This is a genomic window from Actinokineospora sp. PR83, assembly GCF_021056305.1.
GTDB classification, from domain to species: Bacteria; Actinomycetota; Actinomycetes; order Mycobacteriales; family Pseudonocardiaceae; genus Actinokineospora; species Actinokineospora spheciospongiae.
The window spans coordinates 1-20,972 of sequence record NZ_JAJCXD010000084.1 but is presented as its reverse complement, the minus strand read 5'-3'; the positions used below and the strand labels follow the sequence as shown (position 1 = coordinate 20,972).

Here is a 20,972-nt window from a genome sequence, read left to right as displayed (position 1 = left end):
GCAAACCGGTCCACTATTCCGCGAGGTAGGCAGCCACCGTGTACGCCGCGCTGCGGTCGAGGTTGTGTCGGGAGTGGTCGTAGCGGCGGGTGGTGCGCGGGTCGCGGTGCCGGGCGTAGTCCTGGGCCTCGCGCATGCCGACCCCGGCCTCGAGGGCGGCGGTGATCGCGGTGTGCCGCAGGGAGTGCGGGGAGAGCTGTTCCCAGGAGGCGATCCCGGCGGTCTTGGCCAGGCGGCGGACCAGCTCCCAGACCTGGCTCTGGGTCATCCGCTTGCCGGTGCGGGTGGCCACCAACGGCCCCGACAGCGCCGCCACCGGCACACCGGCCGCCTCGGCGCGCTCGGCGAGGTAGTCCTCGATCGCGGCGCCGGTGGGCGGGGTGATCGCGACCTTGGCCTTGCGCCCACCCTTGCCCATGATTCCCAGGATCCGGTGCCCGCGGTCGTGCCCGAGATCGGCGATGTCCGCCGCGGCGAGCTCGTCGACGCGCAGCGCGTTGTGCAGCAGCAGCTTGATCACCACCCGGCTGCGCAACCTTTGCGCCCCGGCGTCGGCCTCCGACGCCGCGATCAGCGCCCGCCCCTCCTCCCGCGACAGCCCGACGGTGGCGGTGTGGTCCGGATCCACCACCGGCCGCTCCACCCCGACCACCGGGTTGCCGCCGACCAGGTCGTGCTTGGCCAGGTACCGGTAGAAGGAGGAGACCCCGGACAACCGGCGCCGGGTCGTGGAGGACTCCGCGGCGTCGGCCAGGCCGCTCACCCACAGGTCCACATGCACCCGCCCGGCGCCCAGCACGTCGACCCCACGCTGCTCGCACCAGCCCAACCAGGCGCGCACGTCCTGCAGGTAGGCCCGCCTCGTCCGCGCCGAGCGCAGGCTCGACAACCACGCCGACACCAACAACCGCTCCCGCTCCCCCAGCTCGACGACCGTGGGGAACTCCGCAGTCGCCCGGGCGAGCAACTCGGCGGTGACCGCGCCCGACCCGGCCACCACCGGCGGCCCGGCCGGGACCACGACCGCGGCGGTGCTCTGGGACTTCTCGGTGTCGGTGCCCGTGGAGGACAGGAACATGGTGGTCACCGTAGCCGGCCCGCCCGACAGCAGCAGCGGCTGCAGATCAGCGGTCGCGACGCTCACGGCGGTAGTCGCGAAAATGATCACACCACCAGAGCGCGCGCAGCGCGTTGTGCACAACATCTCGACAGGCAGGCAGCAGCACCGGTCCCGTCTCGCGGGAAAGGTCCGCCCCCGCGAGTTCGGGGAAGGCGGACCCGTTGGTGAACGGCCTCGCAGGAACAGCGTGCGCACGGGCGGGGTGCCTGTTTCGTTGTGGTCGATCCACTTCCCGGCGGGAATGCCTGCGGGGATCATGGGCCGGTACACCCTACGAACGAGAGGGGTGGGCGGGCCGTCGTTGCAGCGTCGGCCCGCCGCTGAGGTTTCGTCCGGACCACAGGAGCGAGTACACCTCCCGGTCACCCACCGGGTGACCGGGTTCCAGTGTGGTTGCCGACCTGCCGCTTTGGCCAGGAAAGGGCCTTGCATGTCGCCTCCTCACCCAGGATGCAAAGTCTCTGACCTGCTGAAACGCCGCCAAGGTAGACGGAAGGTCGCCCAGATCACCCGGATGCGGCCCGGGCCAGCGCTGCTCGGCGGCGTGCGGCGGCATCGGGCTCCTCCTCCCGGACGGGGCCAGGGGGCAGAAGGCGGTGTGCAACGAAGCGGGGATTTCGGAAAGACACCCGCAACGCCCAAGCCTGCTGCGACGCCTGTAGTGGAGCAAGACTGAATCCGTCACCACCGCCCGACCCGGGGTTGCAGCCCCGGTCGGGACGCCGTCGGCCGGTGGCGGCACGGGACACGAGTCCGGACCCAAGCAAGGGAGCGCAGTGATGATGAACAGGACGAGCGTGTGGCCGATCCCGCGACCGGGGATCAGGCCGAGGGTGATCATCCTGGTGATCATCCTGGTGGGGATGGTCGGGTCGGTGCTGGCGGGGTTGTCCCCGGAGACGGCGGTGGCGTTGATCAGCAGCGGGGCGTTGCTGGCCGCGGAGACCGCCACCCGGCTGCTGGGCCCGGCCCCGGGGACGCGCAGATGACCGACAACCTGGCCGGAGCCGACGAGCCGACCCAGTCCATGCCCTCCCCACCTCCCCCCACGCACCGCACACCACCCGCCGCGAGCGCACCGGCGCCGCGGTTGACCACGGAGGAGCACGCCGAGCAGGTCCAGTTGTTCGGCGCCGAGTTGCTGCGGTTGCGCACCGAGCAGACACCGCGCCTGACCCTGGAGCAGCTCTCGAAGCGGGCGTCGTACTCCCCCGCCCAGCTCTCGCGGGCCGCCAAGGGGGACCGGTTGCCCACCTGGCCGCTCGCCGAGGCATACATCCGCGGCTGCGCACAAGACCAGGACCCCGCCGAACTCGATGCCGAACTCCTGCGGTGGCGGGCCCGATGGGACTCACTGGCGATGAACCCGGTGGGGCCCATCTCTGCGCAAGACCCGGTGGGGCCCATCTCTGTGCGAGACCCGGTGGGACCCATCATCGCGGGCGAGGCGGGCAGTCCCACCACTGATCCGGTGAACCCGGGCATCAGCGCGCAGGACCAGGGCGGTGCGCGCCGCCGCAGGCCGTGGCGGCCCTGGGTGATGGGGGTGGCGGGCGTCGCCGTGCTGGCGTTGATCGCCGGGCTGATCACCGCCCTGGCACAGGGCGGTACCGATCCCGACGGGAACGATCCGTCCGAGGGCGGTGCCGTGCCTTTGGGCAAGGGGATCCCCTGGTCCTCGGCGTTCGCCGGGTGCGGCACCACCCCGGTCACCGTCACCTTGCGGGTGGTGTCCTCGCCGGACAAGTCGACCCTGCTGACCGAGGCCGCCGCGACCTACGGGCCCCGCCTGGTCGGGAACCGGTGCGTGAAGGTGGACATCACCCCCTTCGCCTCCGGGCTCATGGCCGACAGACTGGCCGGCCCCACCTGGTTGCCGGAGTGGGGGAAACCGGAGTGGGGAAAAGACACCCCGGACGTGTGGAGCCCGGCCGCCAGGACCTGGTTGTCCGCCGCGCGCGAGCGCGCGGCCGCCGAACAGGTGAGCACCCGGCTGCCCGCCACGGACGATCAACTCTCGGTGGTCACCACCCCGCTGGTCATCGCGGTGCCCCGGTCGGTGGTCACGGCGATGGGCTGGGAGGGCACACCCCTGGGCTGGGACAAGATCGAGAAGCTGAGCCGCGACCCCAGGGGCTGGGCAGGTGAAGGCGACCACGGCCTCGGCCCGTTCCGGATGGGCAAGACGAGCCCCACCCGCTCCACCTCCGGGCTCAACGCCACCATCGCCCAGGCCCGGACCATCGCCGGGCGCGACCTCACCCCCGCGATCCTCGGCGAGCAGGACCTGCGGAACCGGATGGAGACCACCGAGAAGGCGATCGAGCACTACGGGGACACAACCCTGACCTCCCTGGCCGCCCTGCGCGAGGCCACCCAGCCCGCCGACCCGAAGGCCACGAAGCAGAAGGCATCCGACTACCTCTCCGCGATCGCGGTCGAGGAAGCCACCATGATCGCCTACAACCAGGGCTACCCCTGCGGCGCCGCCAGCACCGAGGACCGCTGCGCGAAGCTCGACGATCCCATCAAGGATCCGCTGGTGGCGTTCTACCCGCCTGAGGGCACCCTCTACTCCAACCACCCCTGGATCCCCCTGTCCCCGGCCCCGGGCACCGACCCCGCCGAGGCCGACGCCAAAGCGAAGGTCGCCACCGACTTCCTCGGGTACCTGCGTTCCCCCGACGGCGTCACGGCCTTCGCCGAATCCGGGTTCCGGGTTATGAACTCCGACGGGACCGCCTCCCCCACCACCACGATCACCCACGCCAACGGCGCCGACCCCACCGTCACCCTGGCCCCCCCGTTCACCCTGCCCGACGGCAAGACCATCCAGGCCGTCTTCGACACCTGGCAGCAGGTGCGCAAACCCGCCAACGTCCTGATCGTCATCGACACCTCCGGCTCCATGGGCCCCCAGCCCGGAGAGACCGGACCCAGCAAACTCGCCCTGGTCCAGGAAGCAGCGAAAGTCATCACCGGCGACGACCCGGTCACCGGCAGACCGACCTTCACCACCCGCGACCACGTCGGCATGTGGGACTTCTCCACCAAGATCCCCGGCGGCATCGACGGCCAGGACTACAAGACCGACGTGCCCATCGGCCCGATGGACACCGACCACCGCAACCAGATCACCAAAGCCTTCACAGACCTGACACCACACGATGGCACCGGCCTCTACGACACCGTCCGCGCCGCCGCCGCGCACATGCGCACAAGCGACCCGGACCCCGCCAAGAACGTCTACAAGCCCGGGTACATCAACGCGATCGTGTTCCTCACCGACGGCAAGAACGAGGACAAGAACACCCAGAACACCATCACCAGCGTCGCCAACGACCTGAGCTCGACCACACCACTCATCAAGGTCTTCCCCATCGCCTACGGCAACGACACCGGCTTCACCACCGACGGCGACAAGACCAGCGACCTCGACAAGATCGCCGCCGCCACCCACACCACCGTCTCCGACGCCACCACCCCCACCACCATCGGCACCGTCTTCGCCGACGTCCTCTCCAACTTCTGACCCTGCGCCGAATACGGGTCTTGCGGTGGTCTCGCTCGATCTTCTCGGGGATGAGACCACCGCTGGTGTTTCAGCCGTTCTCGGTGAGAAACCTGGGCTCGTTCGAGTGCCGGTGGTTCGGGCTGCAACCCCCGAGCCACCGGCGTTTCCGATGCGTCCGCCTCACTGGACTCGACCGGATGTCCGCTCTCCGCATCGCGTCGATCGGACGAGCCCCAGTGTATGAGTCGATTCCGGCGAGGCAGAGGGGCCAAGGCTGAATGGGAGGCCTCCGACCTGGGAGAACGCCATGACACACCTTGTTGGTGCTGCTCGGAGGCGGGTTCACGGGGGCCGGGTTGGGAGGAAATGGGAGGCCTCCGCAGTCGAAACGGGAGGGCTGTGGGGGTGTTTGGGACTTCCCGACGGTCACCGTGCGCCGCATCATGGTCATCAGCGGCCGTGGCGTCGGGTTTCGGGGTCTGCAACCCCCGGGGCCGGGAACGGCATCCGACCGCGCAGCAGACCAAGTCCGCCTCATGGACCCGACCGGAAGGACCCCGCACATGCGTTCCCTGTCGCCCAGGGAGTCCAGACTTCTGTTCACTCCCGGCTGCGTGCCGTGGTGGAGCCCTCTGGCCTCCCTCCTCTCGACCGCCGCAGTGGTGGTGGTCCTGCTCTGGCCGGTCGGGCTCACCGTCCCCGACGCAATCACGGTGACCGCGTCGATCGTGCTGCTCTCCGTCGTGGGCACCACCTCCGCCCCGAAGCGGCTCCTCGCCGCGGTGAAGGCGGCCACGGCCGCGCAAGCGGGGATGATCCAATGAGCGACGACTTCACGGAGCTGATGGCCCAGATCAAGGCATTGCAAGCGCAGGCCGAGGCTCTGTTGCCCCAACACGAACTTGAGCCGCAGAACCACGGAGCCAAGCTGGTCGAGCTCTGCGAACGTTATCCGGCCATGCGCGCCAAACTGGCCACGATAGTGGAAGGGTTGACAGCGGCCGCGGAAGGCGAGACGGGAACCGGGGCCCGGGTGGTGGTGATCGACTCCGGCAGCGGGGCGGCGTTCGCCCCGTCCACGGCGTTGATCGCCGCCAGGGCGGCCGACACCCCCGCCGAGTTCGGGGCGGCGCTGCGGGAGTTGCTGACCGCCACGGGCACGACCTCGGGCGCCGTGGTCCGTCACGACGGCGGACGGGAGCTGTCCCGCTCGACTGTCAGCCGCATGGTCAATGGCGTCGGCATGTGCCGTCGCCCTGAACAGATCACCGCGTTCGTGCGAGCGTGCGGACAGGACCGGGAGGCCCCCGCCTGGGTGGGGGCCTGGCGCGACCTGCGCAACCGCCTCCGTGACCACCCCGGCACCGCCACCCCAGCCGCTGCCGAGGGCGGCACCGCTCTGGCTCGGCGACCCGCGACCACCCTGGTCCTCCACCCGAGCCGGGTGAACCGGACCGCCGAGCCCATGACCGACGCGGATGGGTGGGCCACGGTCGGCACGGCCCGCTCCGTGAACGGGAAGATCATCGGGCCCGCCGGGTCCACTGGGTCCGTCGAGATCGAGCCCACCGAGAAGGACGAGTTGGCCGCCACCGCACTCTTCATGGTGGCGCAGGCGCTCAACATAATGAGCGCCGGCCGCAAGGTGACCACCCAGCCCGAGATGGCCCACGCCCAGATGGTGGCGTCCATGGCGGGCTCCTTCGCCATGGACCCCATCGTCGCCACGATGGGCAAGGGGATCGCCCGCACCCGCCACGCCTGGAAGGCGTGGCGGGCCGAGATGGCCGCCAACAGCCAGACCACGGGACAGCAACCCTCCCGCGAACAGCTCGTCTCCGCACGCGAGACCGCGTAGACGGAGCAGTCGACCGGGTCCCTGCCGGGACCCGGTCGACTGCCTCAACAAACCGACTCCCCCGTCTTGGCGACGCCGACGGCCCTGGTCACACGTCCTTCACGTCGACGCTGAGGAGCGTGCGCTTCGGCCCCAGCTTGTCGATGAACGCCTCGTAGGGCTCCTTCGCGCAGACCCACAGCAGCGACAGGCACAGCTTGAGGCGCACCTACCCGCGCCCCGGCCGCAGCCTCAACCGCTGCCCTTGATGCTGCTCAACAGCTCAGCCATCGGCGGCCGCAGCCGTCCCTCCTCAGCCCAACCAGGCGTCCACGTCCTGCAGGTAGGCCCACCGGGTGCACGCCGAGCGCAGGCTCGACAACCACGCCGCCACCAACACCCGCTCCCGCTCCCCCAACCCGGCCACCGTCGGGAACTCCGCGACCGCCCGGATGAGCAACTCGGCGGCCACCACACCCGACCCGGCTACCGCCACCAACCCGGTCGGGACCCGCGGTCGCGGCGGGCACGACGGCCGTGGCTGGGTCGGTGCTCACCGGTCGCCCAGGTGCGCGGCCACCATGGATAGCTCGTGCGCCAGCTTGTCCAGCACCGTTGTCCGCTTTTCCATCACCGCGGTGTGCGCGGCCGCCTGGTCGTGCCCACGCCGCAGCTCGAGGTGGATCGCCATCAGCATGCCCAGCTGCAGCCGCTCCAACGTCGGAGCGCCGGGCGTGGCGCCATCGAGGTGGGTGTTCAGCGCCTCCTGCGTCGAGACGGCCAGCAGGTTCGCGAGATGCCGGTCCGCGTCCGGATCAGCTGGCACACCCGACATCCTCGACTGTGACGGCACGCAGCAAACTCTCGAAACACGCCATGCAGGAGATGGAGGACATCATGGGCCCGGACGACAGCGCCGCCTGGACATCCGCCGTCGTGGCGATCATCGCGGCTGTCGTCGCGCTGTTGGCCACCGGCGTCGCGGTCTGGCAGGCGGTCTCGGCACGCAGCCAGTCGAAGTCCGCCGAGCGCAGCGCCAAAACAGCCGAGGAAGCCCTTGATGTTGCCAGGCAGTCCGCGGCCGCCGCCGAACGCCAAGCCGCCGAGGCCCGGCGTTCCAACGAGGTTGCCGAGGAGCAGCTCCAGCTTGCCCGCGAGGAACTGGGGGCCCAACGCCACCGCGACCAACGCGAGCAGACCCGTAGACACGTCACCGCCGTGCACGCCGTGGTCCGTGCCGCAGACGCGCTGCGCGGAGAAATCAATGACGACGCCGTCGCCGTGCTCGAGTACCAGCGACGCCACACCGGCCCGGACGAGTTCATCGACGTGGCGCCACTGCTCTTCGGTCGCGCGAAGGTGGAGTGGGATGAGGCGGTGAACAAGATCCGGGTGGACAAGCCCCCAGTACCCGAGGTCATGGCGGCCATCGACCGCTACAACGGGTTCGCGAAGAGCGCCACGCAGGCGATCGAGGCCGCCCACGACCTCGCCGAACAACACCGTCTCACCGGCCCGCAACTGCAGGCTTTGGTGGACGAAGTCGGGAAGCGGGACGACGAATACGAGGCACTCAAACAGGCCTGCGACGCGTTCTTCGCCGCCAACGGAACCGATCCGACCAGGCTTGCCTCCGACTGACCGCAGGGCTGTGGCTTCCCTACCGGAGGTCGACAGCATCCAAGATCGTGCGCAGCGCCGCGGCATCGAGCTGGTACGCCTCCAACGTCGGTCCGGACTTCGCCCGCCGGTTCACCATCACCCCGTTGTAAGCGGTGAGTAGGCGCCGGTAGCGGTCCACCATCCGCGTGTGCGAGTTGCCGCCTCCGCTCTTGGAGTCGAAGTGGTGGGCGAGTGTCTCCCACCGGCCGTCCTCGATCAGGAAGTTGGCGTACCCCGCCATCTTCGACTCCAGCGGGTCGCTGAAGTCGAACCCCGAGAACTCCAGCCAACGCGCCCGGCCGCCCAACTCGGCCTTCGTCTGCTCGTCCAGCTTGCCCAGTGCCACCTGCAACACGGTGAACATGTCCAGCAAGTCCATCACCAAGCCGCAATCCGACGCGGACAGCTCGGGACTGACCGCCAAGAACACCTCGTCATACAGCCCGGTGTAGCCGTCCTGCAACACCTGCGCCCGCTTGCGGTGCTGCTTCTGCTCATGGTCCTCCGCGCTGACCTCGGCCAGGATCTTGTGCTGAAGTGCCAGCATCTGCCGCTCCATCAAGCCCAGCGTCCGCGGCGCCTCCGCCCACGACCTCTCCACATCCCGCCCGAGCAACCCGTCGACCGCCGAACGCAACAACGCGCTCACCGTCAACCCCCGCTCCTGCGCCACCCGCTCCAACTCATCCCGGGTGCCGTCGTCCACCCGCAGCGTCACCACCGCCATGCCACACCTCCGTATACCTGAATACAAATAGACTTCGAGTATGCATGAGGTCATCTTGTATGTCGAACACCCGGGAGTCGAGCGTGAATGCAACCTGGTGATACAGCGGATTATCACCAGGTCTCCGTGTCGTCCTCTGTTTCCTTCTCCGGTGCGGACACGAACCGCTCCACCTCGGCGCGCACACCCCGCTCGAACCGCGCCCCCACGAAGCTCGTCCACGGCGACGGCGTCGTGTCATCCACGTAGCGGGCATCGGGCAACGTGGCCCCGGTAAACCTCGCGTCGCCGGTAAAGGTCACCGCGTCGAACGCGGTGTCATCGGTGAAGGTGGCTCCGTCGAACGAGGCGTTGCTGGTGAAGGTCGTCCCCTCGAACCAGGCGATGCCGGTGAAGGTCACCCCGTTGAACCCGGCGGTGTGGGTGAAGGTCGCCCCCTCGAACCAGGCGGCGTCGGTGAAGGTCACCCCGTTGAACCAGGCGATGTCGGCGAAAGTCACTCCGGTGAACCAGGCGGTGTGGGTGAAGATGGCCTCTTTGAACCAGGCGGTGTCGGTGAAGGTGGCCCTGTTGAACCGGGCGGTGTGGGTGAAGGTGGCCCCGTTGAACCAGGCGGTGTGGGTGAAGGTGGCCCCGTTGAACCAGGCGGTGTGGGTGAAGGTGGCCCCGTTGAACCGGGTGATGCCGGTGAAGATGGCCTCGCTGAACCGGGCGGCGCGGATGGTGCAAGCGTCGAGTTCGAGGTCGATGAGGGTGGCACCGGTGAGATCAATGTCGATGTCGATCCAGAACGTGGCGGCCGGGGTGTTCTCATCGGGGCCGGGGCGCAGGTGGGTGGCGAGCAGGCGTTGGGCGGTGAGACGGACTTCGCGTTCCTGGATGCGTTCGCGGTGCTCGAGGAGCAGGTCCTTGTCCGCCCCGGGCTCCGGGGCCTGTTCGGGCAGGTCGTAGGGCATGCGCAGGTAGGCGCACAGCACGTTGACGATGGTCTGCCTCTGCTCTGCGTGGTCTTGGGCCAGGCGCTCCAGGGCGTAGAGCCCGCCCAACCGGACCGGGGCCTTCTCCGAGCCGAGTTGCTCGACGGCCTTGGTGTAGAGGTCGGTGATCCGCCGGGCCTCGGCATCGCGCTCGGTGGCCGCGGCCACCCGCTCCTGGTGGGCCTCGGTCTTCGCCGCGACCACCAGCTGATGCGCCAGCGTGCGCTCGCGGTTGTCCAGGTCGGCCTCGGTGGAGCGCTGCCGCCGCCACGCCAGGTACAGGGCGAACAACCCGCCGCCGCCCACCCCGATGCTCAACCCCGTCTTGAGCGCGTCCAACCGCGCCGTCACCAGGTCCTTGCCATCGAGGCCCCGGGTGCCCGCCCACCACAACGCCGTCACCACCACGGCGGTCAACACCGCCACACCCACCACCCCGGCGGCGATCTTCCACCTCGGGATGGCAGGCAACACCGGCCGCGGCTCGACAGGGACCGGCGGATCAGGGCGAGGGCTCATACCTGATCATCGTTCACGAGCCGCACAGCGCTGCACACCACGCCTCACCGCTCACCGCGGCACAGGCCCGAACCCGTGGGTGAGATCGAGAGTGGCACCGCCCACACGCTGATCCGAAAGCCGCAAAGATACCGTGCGGTAACCGCGGAAGCCGTTCTGGTTGCGAACCGCGTGGTGACAAAAAGACGCTTGGCCGGTCTGGTCGTCGGCGATTGTCGAACCGGAGAAAGCCCCCAAGAAAACCGTGTCCTACTGGAGTTCTCTTTGTCGCTCGCGCGGGATATGGCAGTGGTCTCGGCGGACGTCATGTCGGGGGGTTATGCCGTCTCATGTCGCTCGTGAGACGCAGAAAATGCCAGGTCAGGGCTTTGTCGCTCCTGGTGTCCAGTGTGCGGCGACATGGGGACGATCCTGGGTGGGTTCGGGTGAACAATGTCGCTGAAGGCGATTATTTTGTCTTCCGGCATGTGAGTGGTACCCGATTCGCGAACCCCTAGGCGGTTGTGGTCAGCTATTCGCGTTCGCCGCGTCGAGAGTGCGGCGGGCTTTCCAAGGGCGCCGGGTTGCTCGATTCCAGCCGGTCGGCCCGGCGCCCCGCAGTTCTGAGTGAAAGGTCGATCCGACGATGGTGTTCTTCTCCCACGCCGCGCTCGCGGTGGTGGCCCTGCTGGGCCTGCTCTCGCTCGCGGCGGTCTTCGCCCGCAAGCCGGGCACGCGCAAGGCGGCCTTGGCGGTGCTGCGGCTGCTGCTGCGCTCGGGAACCGGCGTCTCCGAGACCGCGGTCCCGTCGCACCGCCGCGTCGATCGGGACGGCGGTGGCGCCCCGACCGGGCAGTCGGGTACCGGGCCTGCGGCTTCCGGCGGCGAACCCGTCGAGGAAGCCGCGGGTGGGGCGATTGCCGACCTTGAAGAGGATCGCCCCACCCGGTGACGCCCTCGGCTGGGTGGCGGTGCCCCGGGGCGCCGCCACCCAGCCGGCTCGACACGGCGGCGAACACACTGCTCCATTCGATATCACTCGCCCGGGGGGTATATGGAAGCGAATGTCACGTGTCGTCAGAAAAATCAGTCACGATGAGGGTAATCGGGTGACCCGATGGGGTGACCGTTCACCTCTTTTGGGCCGCCGCCGGGCGCGCGACACCGGCCACTGAAAGATGATCTTGCTGGTAGGAGGCCCGGGCAAGGGCGTCGCGCTCCTGGATGCCGGCACTATGTGGCTTCCTGGCCCCCTTCCACGAGGGGGCCATCGCCGTACCAGGTGGCTGATGCGGCCGTCGCAGGCAAGGGCGTGCGCAGCCCCGGACGAGCAGGGAGAAGAAGGACTTGATCACGACGGAGTGCGAGGCCGGGTTCGTGGTGCTCGAGGGCGTCTGTGGACCCCGTGGCCGGTGGGCGACGGTCAGGTCCAGGCCTGCAGGCCGTCGTCATGGACGCAGTCAGAACTGCCCGTCACAGGCTGGTGGAGGTTCCGGTGTCGTCCCGGGGCAGGGCCCGGGTGCCACCCTCCCGAGGGCGGACGGCATGCTGTCCGAGGCCTTCGCTCAGAAGCGCCATCGTGGATGGGGTGCCGGGCTGACCGGCTGGAATCGAGCGGCCCGGCACCCTTCGCCGGGCCCGACCGACCCGTGGCCCGCCTCCCCCACTTCCGACAGTGGGGGCGCTGCGGCGTGACCGTCCTCCCACCGGCCCTCGGACCGTCCCCCCTCCCCACCTCCACCCGCACCCAGGCCCCTGGGCCCAGGCCGCGCGGGCCCAAGTTGCCCAGCACCGTCGAGGACTTCACCTGCGTGAAGTTGCCGCTGCAGGACAGGAAGCTGCTGCTCAAGCTGCTTGACCTGGTCGTGGCCGCGCACGGCAGCCTCACCGGCCTGGCCGCCGCGGCGCATCGCTGCCCCGACCCCGGGCCCAGGCCCGCATGGGCTGTCGGCAAGCCCGGCGACAACGCGCGCGCCAGTGCCTGCCGCAAGCTGCTGAGCAGGCTCATCGGCCGCGGCGCGCAGGCTTGCCCGCCCTGGGACACCGTGCACTGGGTCCTGCGGGTGAGCGTGACCGAGCAGGACAGGCCCGCCACCGCCCTCGAGATCGCGGACCTGTGGGCCGCGGCCACCGGCGAGCAGCCGCCCGCCGCCACCGGGACCACCACCGTCGCGGCCGCCACCGGCCCCGAGCACGGGCCGTTCCCGGACACCGCGCCCGTCGACGGCTCGCCCGCCTCCACCATGGCGACGCTCGAGCAGCGGATGGTCGCGATGCACGAGCAGGCGGCCGAGACCGCCAAGACCATCGCCGCCCTGCAAGTGCAGGTGGCCAGCCTGACCTCGCACAACACCAACCTCGAGTACCGGGTCGCCGAACTCGGCCACCACAACACGGTCCTGGCCGAGGAGAACACCGGCCTCAAGGCCAAGGACAAGGCCCTCTCCGCCCGCAACACCAAGCTCGAAGACCTCCTCACCGCCCTGGAAGGCCAAGTCGCCGGCATGCGACAGGCACACGCGGAGCCCGCCGCCGGGCAGGAGAAGGTCCTCCGTGGCCGCATCGAAGAGCAGGCCGCGTGCATCGCCCGGCAGGGCAAGCAGCTGCTGGCGATGCGCAAGGAGCGCGACCGCCACGCCGCCAGCATCGCCTGGCTCACCAGCGCGCACCGAGACGAGTACGGCAAGTTCACCGCCGCGCACAACAACGAGCTCACCGCCCTGCGCCGGCGGTACGACGACCTCGTCCGCGATCTCGACACCCAACTGCAGACCGCCCGCCACCACACCGCCGTCCTCACCGGCATGGGCTACATGCAGCACAACCACCGCGAACACGAACGCATCCGGGCCGAGGACGTCTTCCCCGCCGGGGCGCTGCTGTTGAACACCGACCTGAAGAAGATGCTCAACCCGCCCTTCACCAGGCCGGAGGCAACCCACACCGACGCCCTCCTGTTCGCCAAGGTCGAGGAGCGGGCCGAGGAGATGCTCAGGACCTGGCTGCGCGTCTACCTGCGGGCGATGCTGCACCAGACCCCGAGGAAGAGCGTGAACGACCTCCTCGGCTCCGACGAGGCGGCCAAGGAGGTCACCCAGTTCATCAACACGGGCTGGGACATGTCCACCGCGACCATCGCGGCCGTGGAGAAGGCCATGCCCAACTCGGAGATGTACGTGCAACCGCTCATGCGCGCCCTCAAGACCAAAGGCGCGGTCCTGGTCAGGCTCTCCGAACCCGCCAAGCCCCAGCGCGTCCCTGAGGACGAGGAACCCCAGCCCGTCCGTGAAGACGACGAACCCCAGCGTGTCCCTGAGAACGGCGAGCCTGAGCCGGTCCCCGAAGAGCGCGCCCTCGCACAGCGCCCCCACCGGCGCCGCAGCGGCACCCGCCCCGGCCAGCTCACCGTCCAACAGCTAATGAACCGCCAGCGCGCCCAATGACCTCACCAGCGCAAACGACAAACCGACGACAAACCGCCCCCGCCCAAGCCAAGCGACCCCTGAGGAACCGATCTCCACCCGTCCAGCCTGAGGACGTCGGTGGCATCCGGGCGGCGGTGGAGGCGCTGGGAGTAGGGCGCTGTCGGCGGATACGATGCGGCGACAAAATGAGAGAGCCTCAGAGATACCGGACGGACCGGTGCCTCCGAGGCTCCTCAGGGGCCGTGCCACGGGCCCGTGAAACCGTTCTGTGCTCCGTCCTCCAAGAGTTCGCCCAGAACGCCCGGACCTACGCAGAACGCGGTCCGACAGGAACGACTCTACGGGTCGATCGGGTGCCTTATGTACATCATGTCGCCGTTACCACTGTCCCCTGCATGGCGAGTTTTCGGCGTTTGCGCAGCTAGTGACGCTGTACGCGGGGTTTGTCCCAGTGTGCAGACCGGGGCCGGTCGGGACACTCGGGTGGTCGGTGCTGGTGTCCAGCGGGTGGATCACCGTGTGGCCCAGACATACTCGGGCACCGATTTGTCGGTTCTGCACACGAAGCCCCTGATCGAGTGGCGGCTTTCCCCAGAGGTCTGCAACGCTTGTCGAGTCCTCGACGAGCAGGTGCCTCGCGGGGAGCGTGCTCGGATGTTCGGGGGAGGTTGCCAGCCTCCTCCACGGCGCGTGAGACCGAGTCTCCGTCCTCCGCTGGGTTCCCAGGAGCCCCGGGGCCCTGGCCGGGGCTCTCCCAGTCACGTCAGGGAGATCAACGTTGAGTACCCCTTCGGCCGGTCCGTGCGCGCAGTTCGCCGGCGAGACCAAGCCCACCCTGTCCCCGCTGCGCGTGATCGTGATCGTCTTCGTCCTCGGCTTCGAGGGGTGGATGCTGAACCAGGGCCATGACGTCTTGACGACCTTGGTGGTGACCGCGCTCGGCGTGTTGATCGCGGTCGCCCCGGGCGAGGCTCTCACCCGGGTGCGCGCTGCCGCTGCTCTGCTGTCCCCGGCGGCGTGAGCATGAACCCCGCTCCGATACCCGTCTCCGTTGGGAAGTTCATCGGCGAGACCGCGAAGCTGGTCGCCCACACTCCCCTGACCCCGCAGACCCGCGCCACGGTCCGGCGCATCGAGTCCCGGCTGCTGACCTTCCCCTCCACCGGGCAATTGCCCACCTGGGAGGAGCTCAAGGCGTTGGTCACGCTGACCGCGCCGCAGGATCTCACCAAGTGGCGGCGCCGATTGGTCAGGGCGGAGTCGGCCCTCAAGGCCAGGCAGTTGTCGCGGATGAACCCGCCCGTGGTCAAGGTGGTGTTGACCCCGGAGGAATTGATCGCGCGGTCCCCGGCGGAGCTCTCCGCCCTGCTGGCCTTGGTGCTGGACAAGGCGGGCCTGACCGCCGGTCAGGTCGCGGTCAAGACCGGGTTGCCGCGCAGCACGGCCTACACCTTGATCAAGCCCGACGACAGCTTGCCGAGCACCGTCGAGCAGATCCAGGCCCTGCTGTGCGGGTGCGGGTTGGAACCGTCGCAGATCCAGAAGGTCATGGACCTGTGGGCTGACCTGCACCGGGCCCGGATCACCGCGCTGCGCAAGAAGGCCGCGCCCGAAGGCCCCGACACCGGCACCCCTGCCGGTTCACCCGCTCCCGTCGCGCGGGAGACGACCGCGCCCGTCCACGATGACCGCGCCGCCATCATCGACCGGCGCGTCCGGATCGCGGTGGCCGGGTTCGTCGCCCGCTTGGAGCAGGTGCGCTCGGACAGTGGCAACCCCACCTACCGCACGATGGCCCAGCGGGGTCTTGTCGGGCACAGCAGCCTCAACCGGGTCACCAGAAGCCCCGCCACCATGCCCACCTGGACCATCACGGCCGGATGGCTGCGTGGATGCGACCGCCTCGACTCCGACGTGATCACCTGGCGGGCTCTCTGGCGCGAGAGCAACGACAAGGTCAACGCCCTGCGCGAGCTGCTGACCAACGACCTCCCCCTCCCCGAGGAGACCGTCGAGCCGACCGAGACCGCCATCCCGGTCGACTCGACCGACCCCATCGAGCCGACGGATACGCCGCAGCCCCGGGACCCGGTGGCCCCGGCCGGCGGCGACCCCAGTCCTCCGAGCGGGGTCGCCCATGATGGCGATGACCCTGTCGATGACCCGCGGCCCGTCGACGACGACTGCGGTCCCTCGAGTGCGACCACGGTGCGGTTCCGCGCCGCCCTCGGACCGGCGCCGGTCCGGCGCCGGTGGGTCGCGGCCGCGGTGGCCGCGCTGATCGTGGTGGCGACGACCGTCACCCTTGAGCTCGCTTTCGGCGGGAGCTCGACCGACAACAACAAGGTGGGCACCAGCACCGGCGGCTCCAGCACCATCGCCACGCCGCCCGCCACGCCCCCCGCAGCGTCGACCGACGCGGCGGCGACCTCCCCGCACACCACAAACGTCGCGGGCACCTCACCCCCACGCCCGCCCTCGGCCGCCGCCTCGTCCTCCACCGCCACGCCCCTCGCACCCCCGGCGCCCTCGACGCCCGTCGGGGAGGTGCAGGCGGTCCTCCCGAAGAACGTGCGCGTCGGGATGGACCAGGTCGCCACGCTGACGCCGACGAGCAACCACTTCGCTGACCCGCCCGAGCCCGGTGTTCTCACCGGCGGCGGCGATCACGGCCCCGCCACAGTGCAGTTCACCCGCTGCGTGTGGAGCAACCCCCAGAAGTACCTCATCCCCGACGAGGTGCTCAGGTTCAAAACCGGCATCGGCCAGGCCAGCGGTGCCGGACTGCGGCCCGCGGGGCCCTTCACCCTCCACGTCGCGATCACCATCCTCGACGCCCGCGGCGCCACGCTCGCCGAGCACCCGGTGACCCTCACCGCCGACGACTACGCCCTCGTCGACCTGCCCATCACCCCCGCCGCGCACACCCTGGTCCTGCGCAACCACGCCACACCCGCCGACCCCGACCGCTGCACCGACCCCGCGCCCGGCCCCAAGCGGGCCACCAGCACCGGCCTGTACTTCGGCTGGGTCGACACCGGGTTCTGGACCTCCTGACCTTGCTGTCACCGGCCCGCGAGGGCCGGTGACAGCAAGGTCGACCACCTCGACGTCGAAGACGGGGCACACAGTCCCTCCGCGCCTGCCCGCCGCATCCGACGTCGGTCCGCCTCGACGAGCAGCCGGCCGATCGCGCCCCCCGTTCCGGCCTGCGGCGCAGGCGCTGGCCGCGGTGGTCACCCGGCCGGGCATCACCATGACGGGGTCGCGCCAGTGGACATCGGCGTGTTGACCGACAGGCAGCACCCGAGATCGTCGGGCACGCGGTCCTCGACGGACCGGACGGCCTCGGCGGGGTCGTCGTGCCCGAGCTGCAGGGCGCCGCCGACGCAGGTCTCGCACTCCTCGCCATGGTGGTCGTACCCGCCGGTGCAGTTGTGGCAGGACGGGGTCGTGAACTCGATGCATGCAGACATGACCGGAACTGTGCGGGCGCGGTGTCACCGGTCCTGACCAGCGGTTTCAGGTGTTCTCCGGGGGTGATGCACGCCGGTGTCACCGCACAGGGAGGACACGTCCGCGTCGACCGGGCGCGCGCCCCACGCCGATCCGGACGACGGCGCTGTCCGGCTGCGCTCGCGACGCCGGCCCTGCCAGGCCGCTGCGGGGTGAGGTCACCAAGTCCGCTGGCGGATCCGTTCCAGCCGGGCGGCACGGTCGGCCTGGCCCTCGGCGCGGGCGACGAGCCAGATGGTGGCGAGGTTCTGCCAGGGGTGGAAGACCCACCGCCACCGACCCACCGGCGGCAACGGGTCCACCACCCTGCCCCTGGCCCGGCGGGCGGTGCGGGAGCGCCAGGCGGTGTGCAGCTCGAACAGCATGATGCCGATCGCGGCGGGCGCGGCGAACATGATCCCGGCCTCGACCCCGTAGCCCTTGGACACCGCGTGCTGCCAGTTGAGGTAGATGCTCCCGGCCAACAGGGCCAGCAGCATCAGCCGCGGCCCGGCCCCGGAGTCCGGGGAGGTGGAGTACCGGTGCGCCAGGTGCGCCACGATCAACGCCGAGGCGTCGAACACCAGCGACACCACCGCCGCCAGCGGGGTCGGGATGGCGAACCCGCGGGCGTAGTCGAACAGCGACCACCACGAGATCCCCAACGCCGCGGCCAGCACCACCACCCACGCGCTGGTCGCCGCCCACCGCAACCCCGTCGACTCACCGACACCAGATCGGATAGGACACCGGACACCTCGGTGGCGGTGTCCGATCGCTGTCCGGACACCGACACGGGGCCGGATAGGACACCGGACACCTCGGTGGCGGTGTCCGATCGCTGTCCGGACACCGTCACCGACGTGGAGGTGACAGCCTCCGGTGAGCGGGCGGGGTGTCCTGCGGCGGTGTCGTCGCTGGCCCCCGGCGCCGCGGGAACCGGGTCGCTGTCGGCGCCTTCGATATCGTCGTCCGGGACGACCATCGTGGTGTCCGGAGGCTGTTCGGACACCGGGTCGGTGGGCCCGGTGGTGTCCGGACGGGCGTGGACGGCGTCGAGTTCGGCGAGCAGTTCCGGCGTCATGACCACCAGGTCGCCGGTGTCGCCCAGGCCCCGGGTCACGCGCCAGGCGTTGACGACACTGGAGGTGTAACCGCGGCTGGCGTGCACGCCGTACGCGGTCAACCACTCCCGCACCTCCCGGGTGGTCGGCGGCAGGACGTGGTCACAGGCGTAGCGGATCTTGTCGGCCAGGGTGTCCTGGGCGTCCAGCGCGGCGAGGTGCGCGGGGTCGATGCTGACAGTCGGGTTCACGAACGTGGTCCTCTTGTCTGGCCCGTCAGGTGACGGTGTTCGAACAGGGGCAGGACAGTGTCCGGACGGACAGGACAGTGTCCGGACGGACAGGACAGTGTCCGAACACCTCGGCGGGAGTCGACACCGTGTCCTGTCCGCTGTCCTGTGCGGCTACGCGTCGCGGCTGAGTAGGGCGATCAACGCCGCCAACTCCTCGCGACCGAAGAGACCGCGCAACTGCTCGGCGGCCTCCTCCACGGAGCCGGACAGGACGGTGTCCGGACGCGTCGACTTGCGGGAGGCGTGTCCTGTCGGTGCGCCGGTCTTAACGGCGTTAAGACCGGCGGCAGTGGCGACGGTGTCGTCGGCCGCGTCGGGCTCGGTCTTAACGCCGTTAAGACCCGCGGTCGGTGCTGCCGCGGCGGCCTGCAAGTCCCGCCAGGCCTCGGCCTGCTGTTCGGGCTTGAGGCGGCTGATGCTGCGGGCGTCCTCGATGCGCAGGCGACCGGCGCGGACCTCCTGCTGTAGCTCGGCGGTGAGCTTGAGCAGGCTCAGCCGCTGGGAGACGAACGCGTCGGTCTTGCCGATGCGCCGGGCCACGGCGCTCTGGGTGCCGTGGCGGTCCTTGAGCAGCTGCAGGGCGTGGGCCTCCCGCAGCGGGGGGAGGTCCTGGCGGTGGATGTTCTCGATGAGGACCGACTCGTCGAGTTGGTCCTCGCGGCCGAGGCGGTCCACCACGTGCACGGGCACCTCGTCGAGTCCGGCCTTGCGGGCTGCGGCGAGGCGCCGGTTGCCCTGCATGACCACCCAGTCGTGGGTGCCGACCTCGTGCTCGTGCTCGGGGAAGTGGCTCAGGAAGGTCTCGTACCGCACCACCCCGAGGGGTTGCAGGACCCCGACCAGGCCGATGGAGTTCGCCAACTCCTGCACGTCGTCGTAGTCGTCGCGGGGGTTGCGGGGGTTGTGGGCGATCGAGGTGACCGGCACGGTGGCCGGGGTCGAGGCGCTGCCGGTGAGCGCGGAGCCCTCGACGTGGCGGCGGCGGCCCATCAGGACACCGTCCCGCCGTAGCCGAGTTCCAGGGCCAGGGCCAGGAAGTCGTTGTGGGCCTCGGTGGCGGTGCGCCCGTTGGGGTACTGGGTCACCACCCGGCCTTCGGCGGAGGCGTTGGTGTGCATCTTGTAGCGGCGCACCACCGTCCTCGCGTAGCTCAGCTTCTGCTCGTCGAGCCAGGTGGTCAACGCGTCGAGGTCGGCGTGACCGTCGCGCCGGTCCCACAGGTTGCGCACGATCCGATACGGCAACCCGCGGGGCTTGACCAGGTCCAGCACCGTCTTCTCCGTCGGCGCGTAGGCCAGCGGCTCGGGCACCGTCGGCACGATCACGTCCGTCGCCGCCTCGAAGGCCCGGGCGAGCACCGCCGGACGAGCCAGCGAGCCCGGGGCGTCGACGAAGACGTGCTCGTACTCCCCCAGCTCGCCGAGCTTGGCGACCTCGCTCGGACGGTCGTCGAGCTGGTCGAAGTCGAACGGCAGGTTGTCGACATCGGTCCGCTCCGCCCACCACACCGCCGAGGCCTGCGGGTCGATACTCGCGACCAGCACCTTCGGGCTCGACGGACTCGACCCCAGCACGCTGGCCACCACCGCGGCCAGGTTCACCGTGATGGTCGTCTTCCCGACGCCACCCTTCTGCGAGCACACCACATGCACCTTGGCCATGACAGGCCACCATCCTTCCGTGCGCTTCCCCACCGCGGGCGGGTACTTCGGATGGCGCACAGCTTGCCGGCAACGCCACGACCAGCAGCAACCGACAGGCCGACACGTGCGACCGAAACCACTGTCGATCTTTAACGCCGTTAAACCGGTGGCGAAGACGAGTCGGTGTCCACTTCGACCGTGGACGTCATCCCCGCAGCGCGACCTGGATATGCAACGTCATGCGTTCGGGTTCGATCTCGGCACCTTGCCCTGCCAGTAGGCCTGACTGCGGCGGGTGGCGAGGGTGTCGGGGTGATCAGGTCCCAGCACCCGCCTCTGGTCGTGGAGGAGTTCGGCGAATGCGGCCGCTGCTCCAGAGGCGTCTCCGGCTTCGCCACGCCAGGAAGCCAGGTTGTGTCGGGTGGTCAGGGTGTCGGGATGATCAGGTCCCAGCACCCGCAACTGATCGTCGAGGAGTTCAGCAGCTGCGGATGTGTTTCCCGTGCTGCCCCACCAGTAGGCCTGGTTATGGCGGGTGGCGAGGGTGTCGGGGTGATCAGGTCCCAGCACTCGTGTCTGGTCGTGGAGGAGTTCGGCGAATGCCGCTGCTGCTCCAGAGGCGTCTCCCGCCTCCCCTTGCCAGGACGCCTGACTGTGGCGGGTGGCGAGGGTGTCGGGGTGATCAGGTCCTAGCACTCGTGTCTGGTCGTGGAGGAG

Annotated in this window: 19 protein-coding genes; 9 read left to right on the top strand and 10 right to left on the bottom strand. The window is 69.8% G+C overall.

Annotated elements, in window-relative coordinates:
- Positions 1-13 precede the first annotated feature (13 nt).
- Positions 14-1,078 (bottom strand): tyrosine-type recombinase/integrase, encoded by a 1,065-nt coding sequence (locus tag L6E12_RS27020; protein WP_236230742.1) that lies wholly within the window; start codon positions 1,076-1,078, stop codon positions 14-16.
- Positions 1,079-1,899: 821 nt separating this feature from the next.
- On the opposite strand from L6E12_RS27020, the gene L6E12_RS27015 reads away from it, so the two are divergent.
- The 4 genes from L6E12_RS27015 (at position 1,900) to L6E12_RS27000 (ending at position 6,492) form a co-directional block, all read left to right on the top strand.
- Entirely contained in the window at positions 1,900-2,109 is a 210-nt protein-coding gene (locus L6E12_RS27015; protein WP_236230741.1) for a hypothetical protein, read from the top strand.
- Entirely contained in the window at positions 2,106-4,652 is a 2,547-nt protein-coding gene (locus L6E12_RS27010; protein WP_236230740.1) for a substrate-binding domain-containing protein, read from the top strand. The genes L6E12_RS27015 and L6E12_RS27010 overlap by 4 nt, the downstream gene beginning before the upstream one ends.
- 545 nt (positions 4,653-5,197) lie before the next feature.
- Positions 5,198-5,458 (top strand): hypothetical protein, encoded by a 261-nt coding sequence (locus tag L6E12_RS27005; protein WP_236230739.1) that lies wholly within the window; start codon positions 5,198-5,200, stop codon positions 5,456-5,458.
- Positions 5,455-6,492, top strand: coding sequence for a helix-turn-helix transcriptional regulator (locus L6E12_RS27000; RefSeq protein ID WP_236230738.1), 1,038 nt, complete (start codon positions 5,455-5,457; stop codon positions 6,490-6,492). The genes L6E12_RS27005 and L6E12_RS27000 overlap by 4 nt, the downstream gene beginning before the upstream one ends.
- A gap of 292 nt (positions 6,493-6,784) precedes the next feature.
- Here L6E12_RS27000 and L6E12_RS26995 read toward each other — a convergent pair whose 3' ends face one another.
- Together L6E12_RS26995 and L6E12_RS26990 are read right to left on the bottom strand one after the other, a co-directional pair.
- Positions 6,785-6,943, bottom strand: a complete 159-nt coding sequence (locus L6E12_RS26995; RefSeq protein ID WP_236230737.1) for a hypothetical protein — start codon at positions 6,941-6,943, stop codon at positions 6,785-6,787.
- Positions 6,944-7,024: 81 nt separating this feature from the next.
- Complete coding sequence (locus tag L6E12_RS26990; protein ID WP_236230736.1) at positions 7,025-7,297, bottom strand: hypothetical protein; 273 nt, start codon at positions 7,295-7,297, stop codon at positions 7,025-7,027.
- A gap of 50 nt (positions 7,298-7,347) precedes the next feature.
- Here L6E12_RS26990 and L6E12_RS26985 point away from each other — a divergent pair, with 50 nt between their 5' ends.
- Positions 7,348-8,112 (top strand): hypothetical protein, encoded by a 765-nt coding sequence (locus L6E12_RS26985; protein ID WP_236230735.1) that lies wholly within the window; start codon positions 7,348-7,350, stop codon positions 8,110-8,112.
- A gap of 19 nt (positions 8,113-8,131) precedes the next feature.
- Here the strand turns inward: L6E12_RS26985 and L6E12_RS26980 are convergent, their stop codons facing one another.
- Together L6E12_RS26980 and L6E12_RS26975 are read right to left on the bottom strand one after the other, a co-directional pair.
- The gene (locus L6E12_RS26980; RefSeq protein ID WP_236230734.1) at positions 8,132-8,860 is read right to left on the bottom strand and encodes a YfbU family protein; all 729 of its coding nucleotides are present in this window, start codon (positions 8,858-8,860) and stop codon (positions 8,132-8,134) included.
- Between the two features lie 113 nt (positions 8,861-8,973).
- Positions 8,974-10,263, bottom strand: coding sequence for a pentapeptide repeat-containing protein (locus L6E12_RS26975; RefSeq protein WP_236230733.1), 1,290 nt, complete (start codon positions 10,261-10,263; stop codon positions 8,974-8,976).
- A gap of 718 nt (positions 10,264-10,981) precedes the next feature.
- Between L6E12_RS26975 and L6E12_RS26970 the strand changes: the two genes are divergently transcribed.
- The 4 genes from L6E12_RS26970 (at position 10,982) to L6E12_RS26955 (ending at position 16,817) form a co-directional block, all read left to right on the top strand.
- Entirely contained in the window at positions 10,982-11,287 is a 306-nt protein-coding gene (locus L6E12_RS26970; RefSeq protein WP_236230732.1) for a hypothetical protein, read from the top strand.
- Between the two features lie 859 nt (positions 11,288-12,146).
- Positions 12,147-13,778, top strand: a complete 1,632-nt coding sequence (locus tag L6E12_RS26965; protein ID WP_236230731.1) for a hypothetical protein — start codon at positions 12,147-12,149, stop codon at positions 13,776-13,778.
- Between the two features lie 760 nt (positions 13,779-14,538).
- Positions 14,539-14,781, top strand: coding sequence for a hypothetical protein (locus L6E12_RS26960; protein WP_236230730.1), 243 nt, complete (start codon positions 14,539-14,541; stop codon positions 14,779-14,781).
- A gap of 2 nt (positions 14,782-14,783) precedes the next feature.
- Positions 14,784-16,817 carry a hypothetical protein gene (locus tag L6E12_RS26955; RefSeq protein WP_236230729.1) on the top strand — a complete coding sequence of 678 codons (2,034 nt, stop codon included), beginning with the start codon at positions 14,784-14,786 and terminating at the stop codon, positions 16,815-16,817.
- Positions 16,818-17,011: 194 nt separating this feature from the next.
- On the opposite strand, the gene L6E12_RS26950 is transcribed toward L6E12_RS26955, so the two are convergent.
- The 5 genes from L6E12_RS26950 to L6E12_RS26930 all read right to left on the bottom strand — a co-directional run.
- Positions 17,012-17,236 carry a hypothetical protein gene (locus L6E12_RS26950; protein ID WP_236230728.1) on the bottom strand — a complete coding sequence of 75 codons (225 nt, stop codon included), beginning with the start codon at positions 17,234-17,236 and terminating at the stop codon, positions 17,012-17,014.
- Positions 17,237-17,434: 198 nt separating this feature from the next.
- The gene (locus tag L6E12_RS26945; protein ID WP_236230727.1) at positions 17,435-17,968 is read right to left on the bottom strand and encodes a DUF2637 domain-containing protein; all 534 of its coding nucleotides are present in this window, start codon (positions 17,966-17,968) and stop codon (positions 17,435-17,437) included.
- A gap of 755 nt (positions 17,969-18,723) precedes the next feature.
- A complete protein-coding gene (locus tag L6E12_RS26940; protein WP_236230726.1) occupies positions 18,724-19,602 on the bottom strand; it encodes a ParB/RepB/Spo0J family partition protein in 879 nt (292 codons plus the stop codon).
- Positions 19,602-20,273 (bottom strand): ParA family protein, encoded by a 672-nt coding sequence (locus tag L6E12_RS26935; protein ID WP_236230725.1) that lies wholly within the window; start codon positions 20,271-20,273, stop codon positions 19,602-19,604. The genes L6E12_RS26940 and L6E12_RS26935 overlap by 1 nt, the downstream gene beginning before the upstream one ends.
- Positions 20,274-20,492: 219 nt before the next feature.
- Positions 20,493-20,972: tetratricopeptide repeat protein (locus L6E12_RS26930; protein ID WP_236230724.1), on the bottom strand; the 480-nt coding region annotated here is incomplete at its 5' end.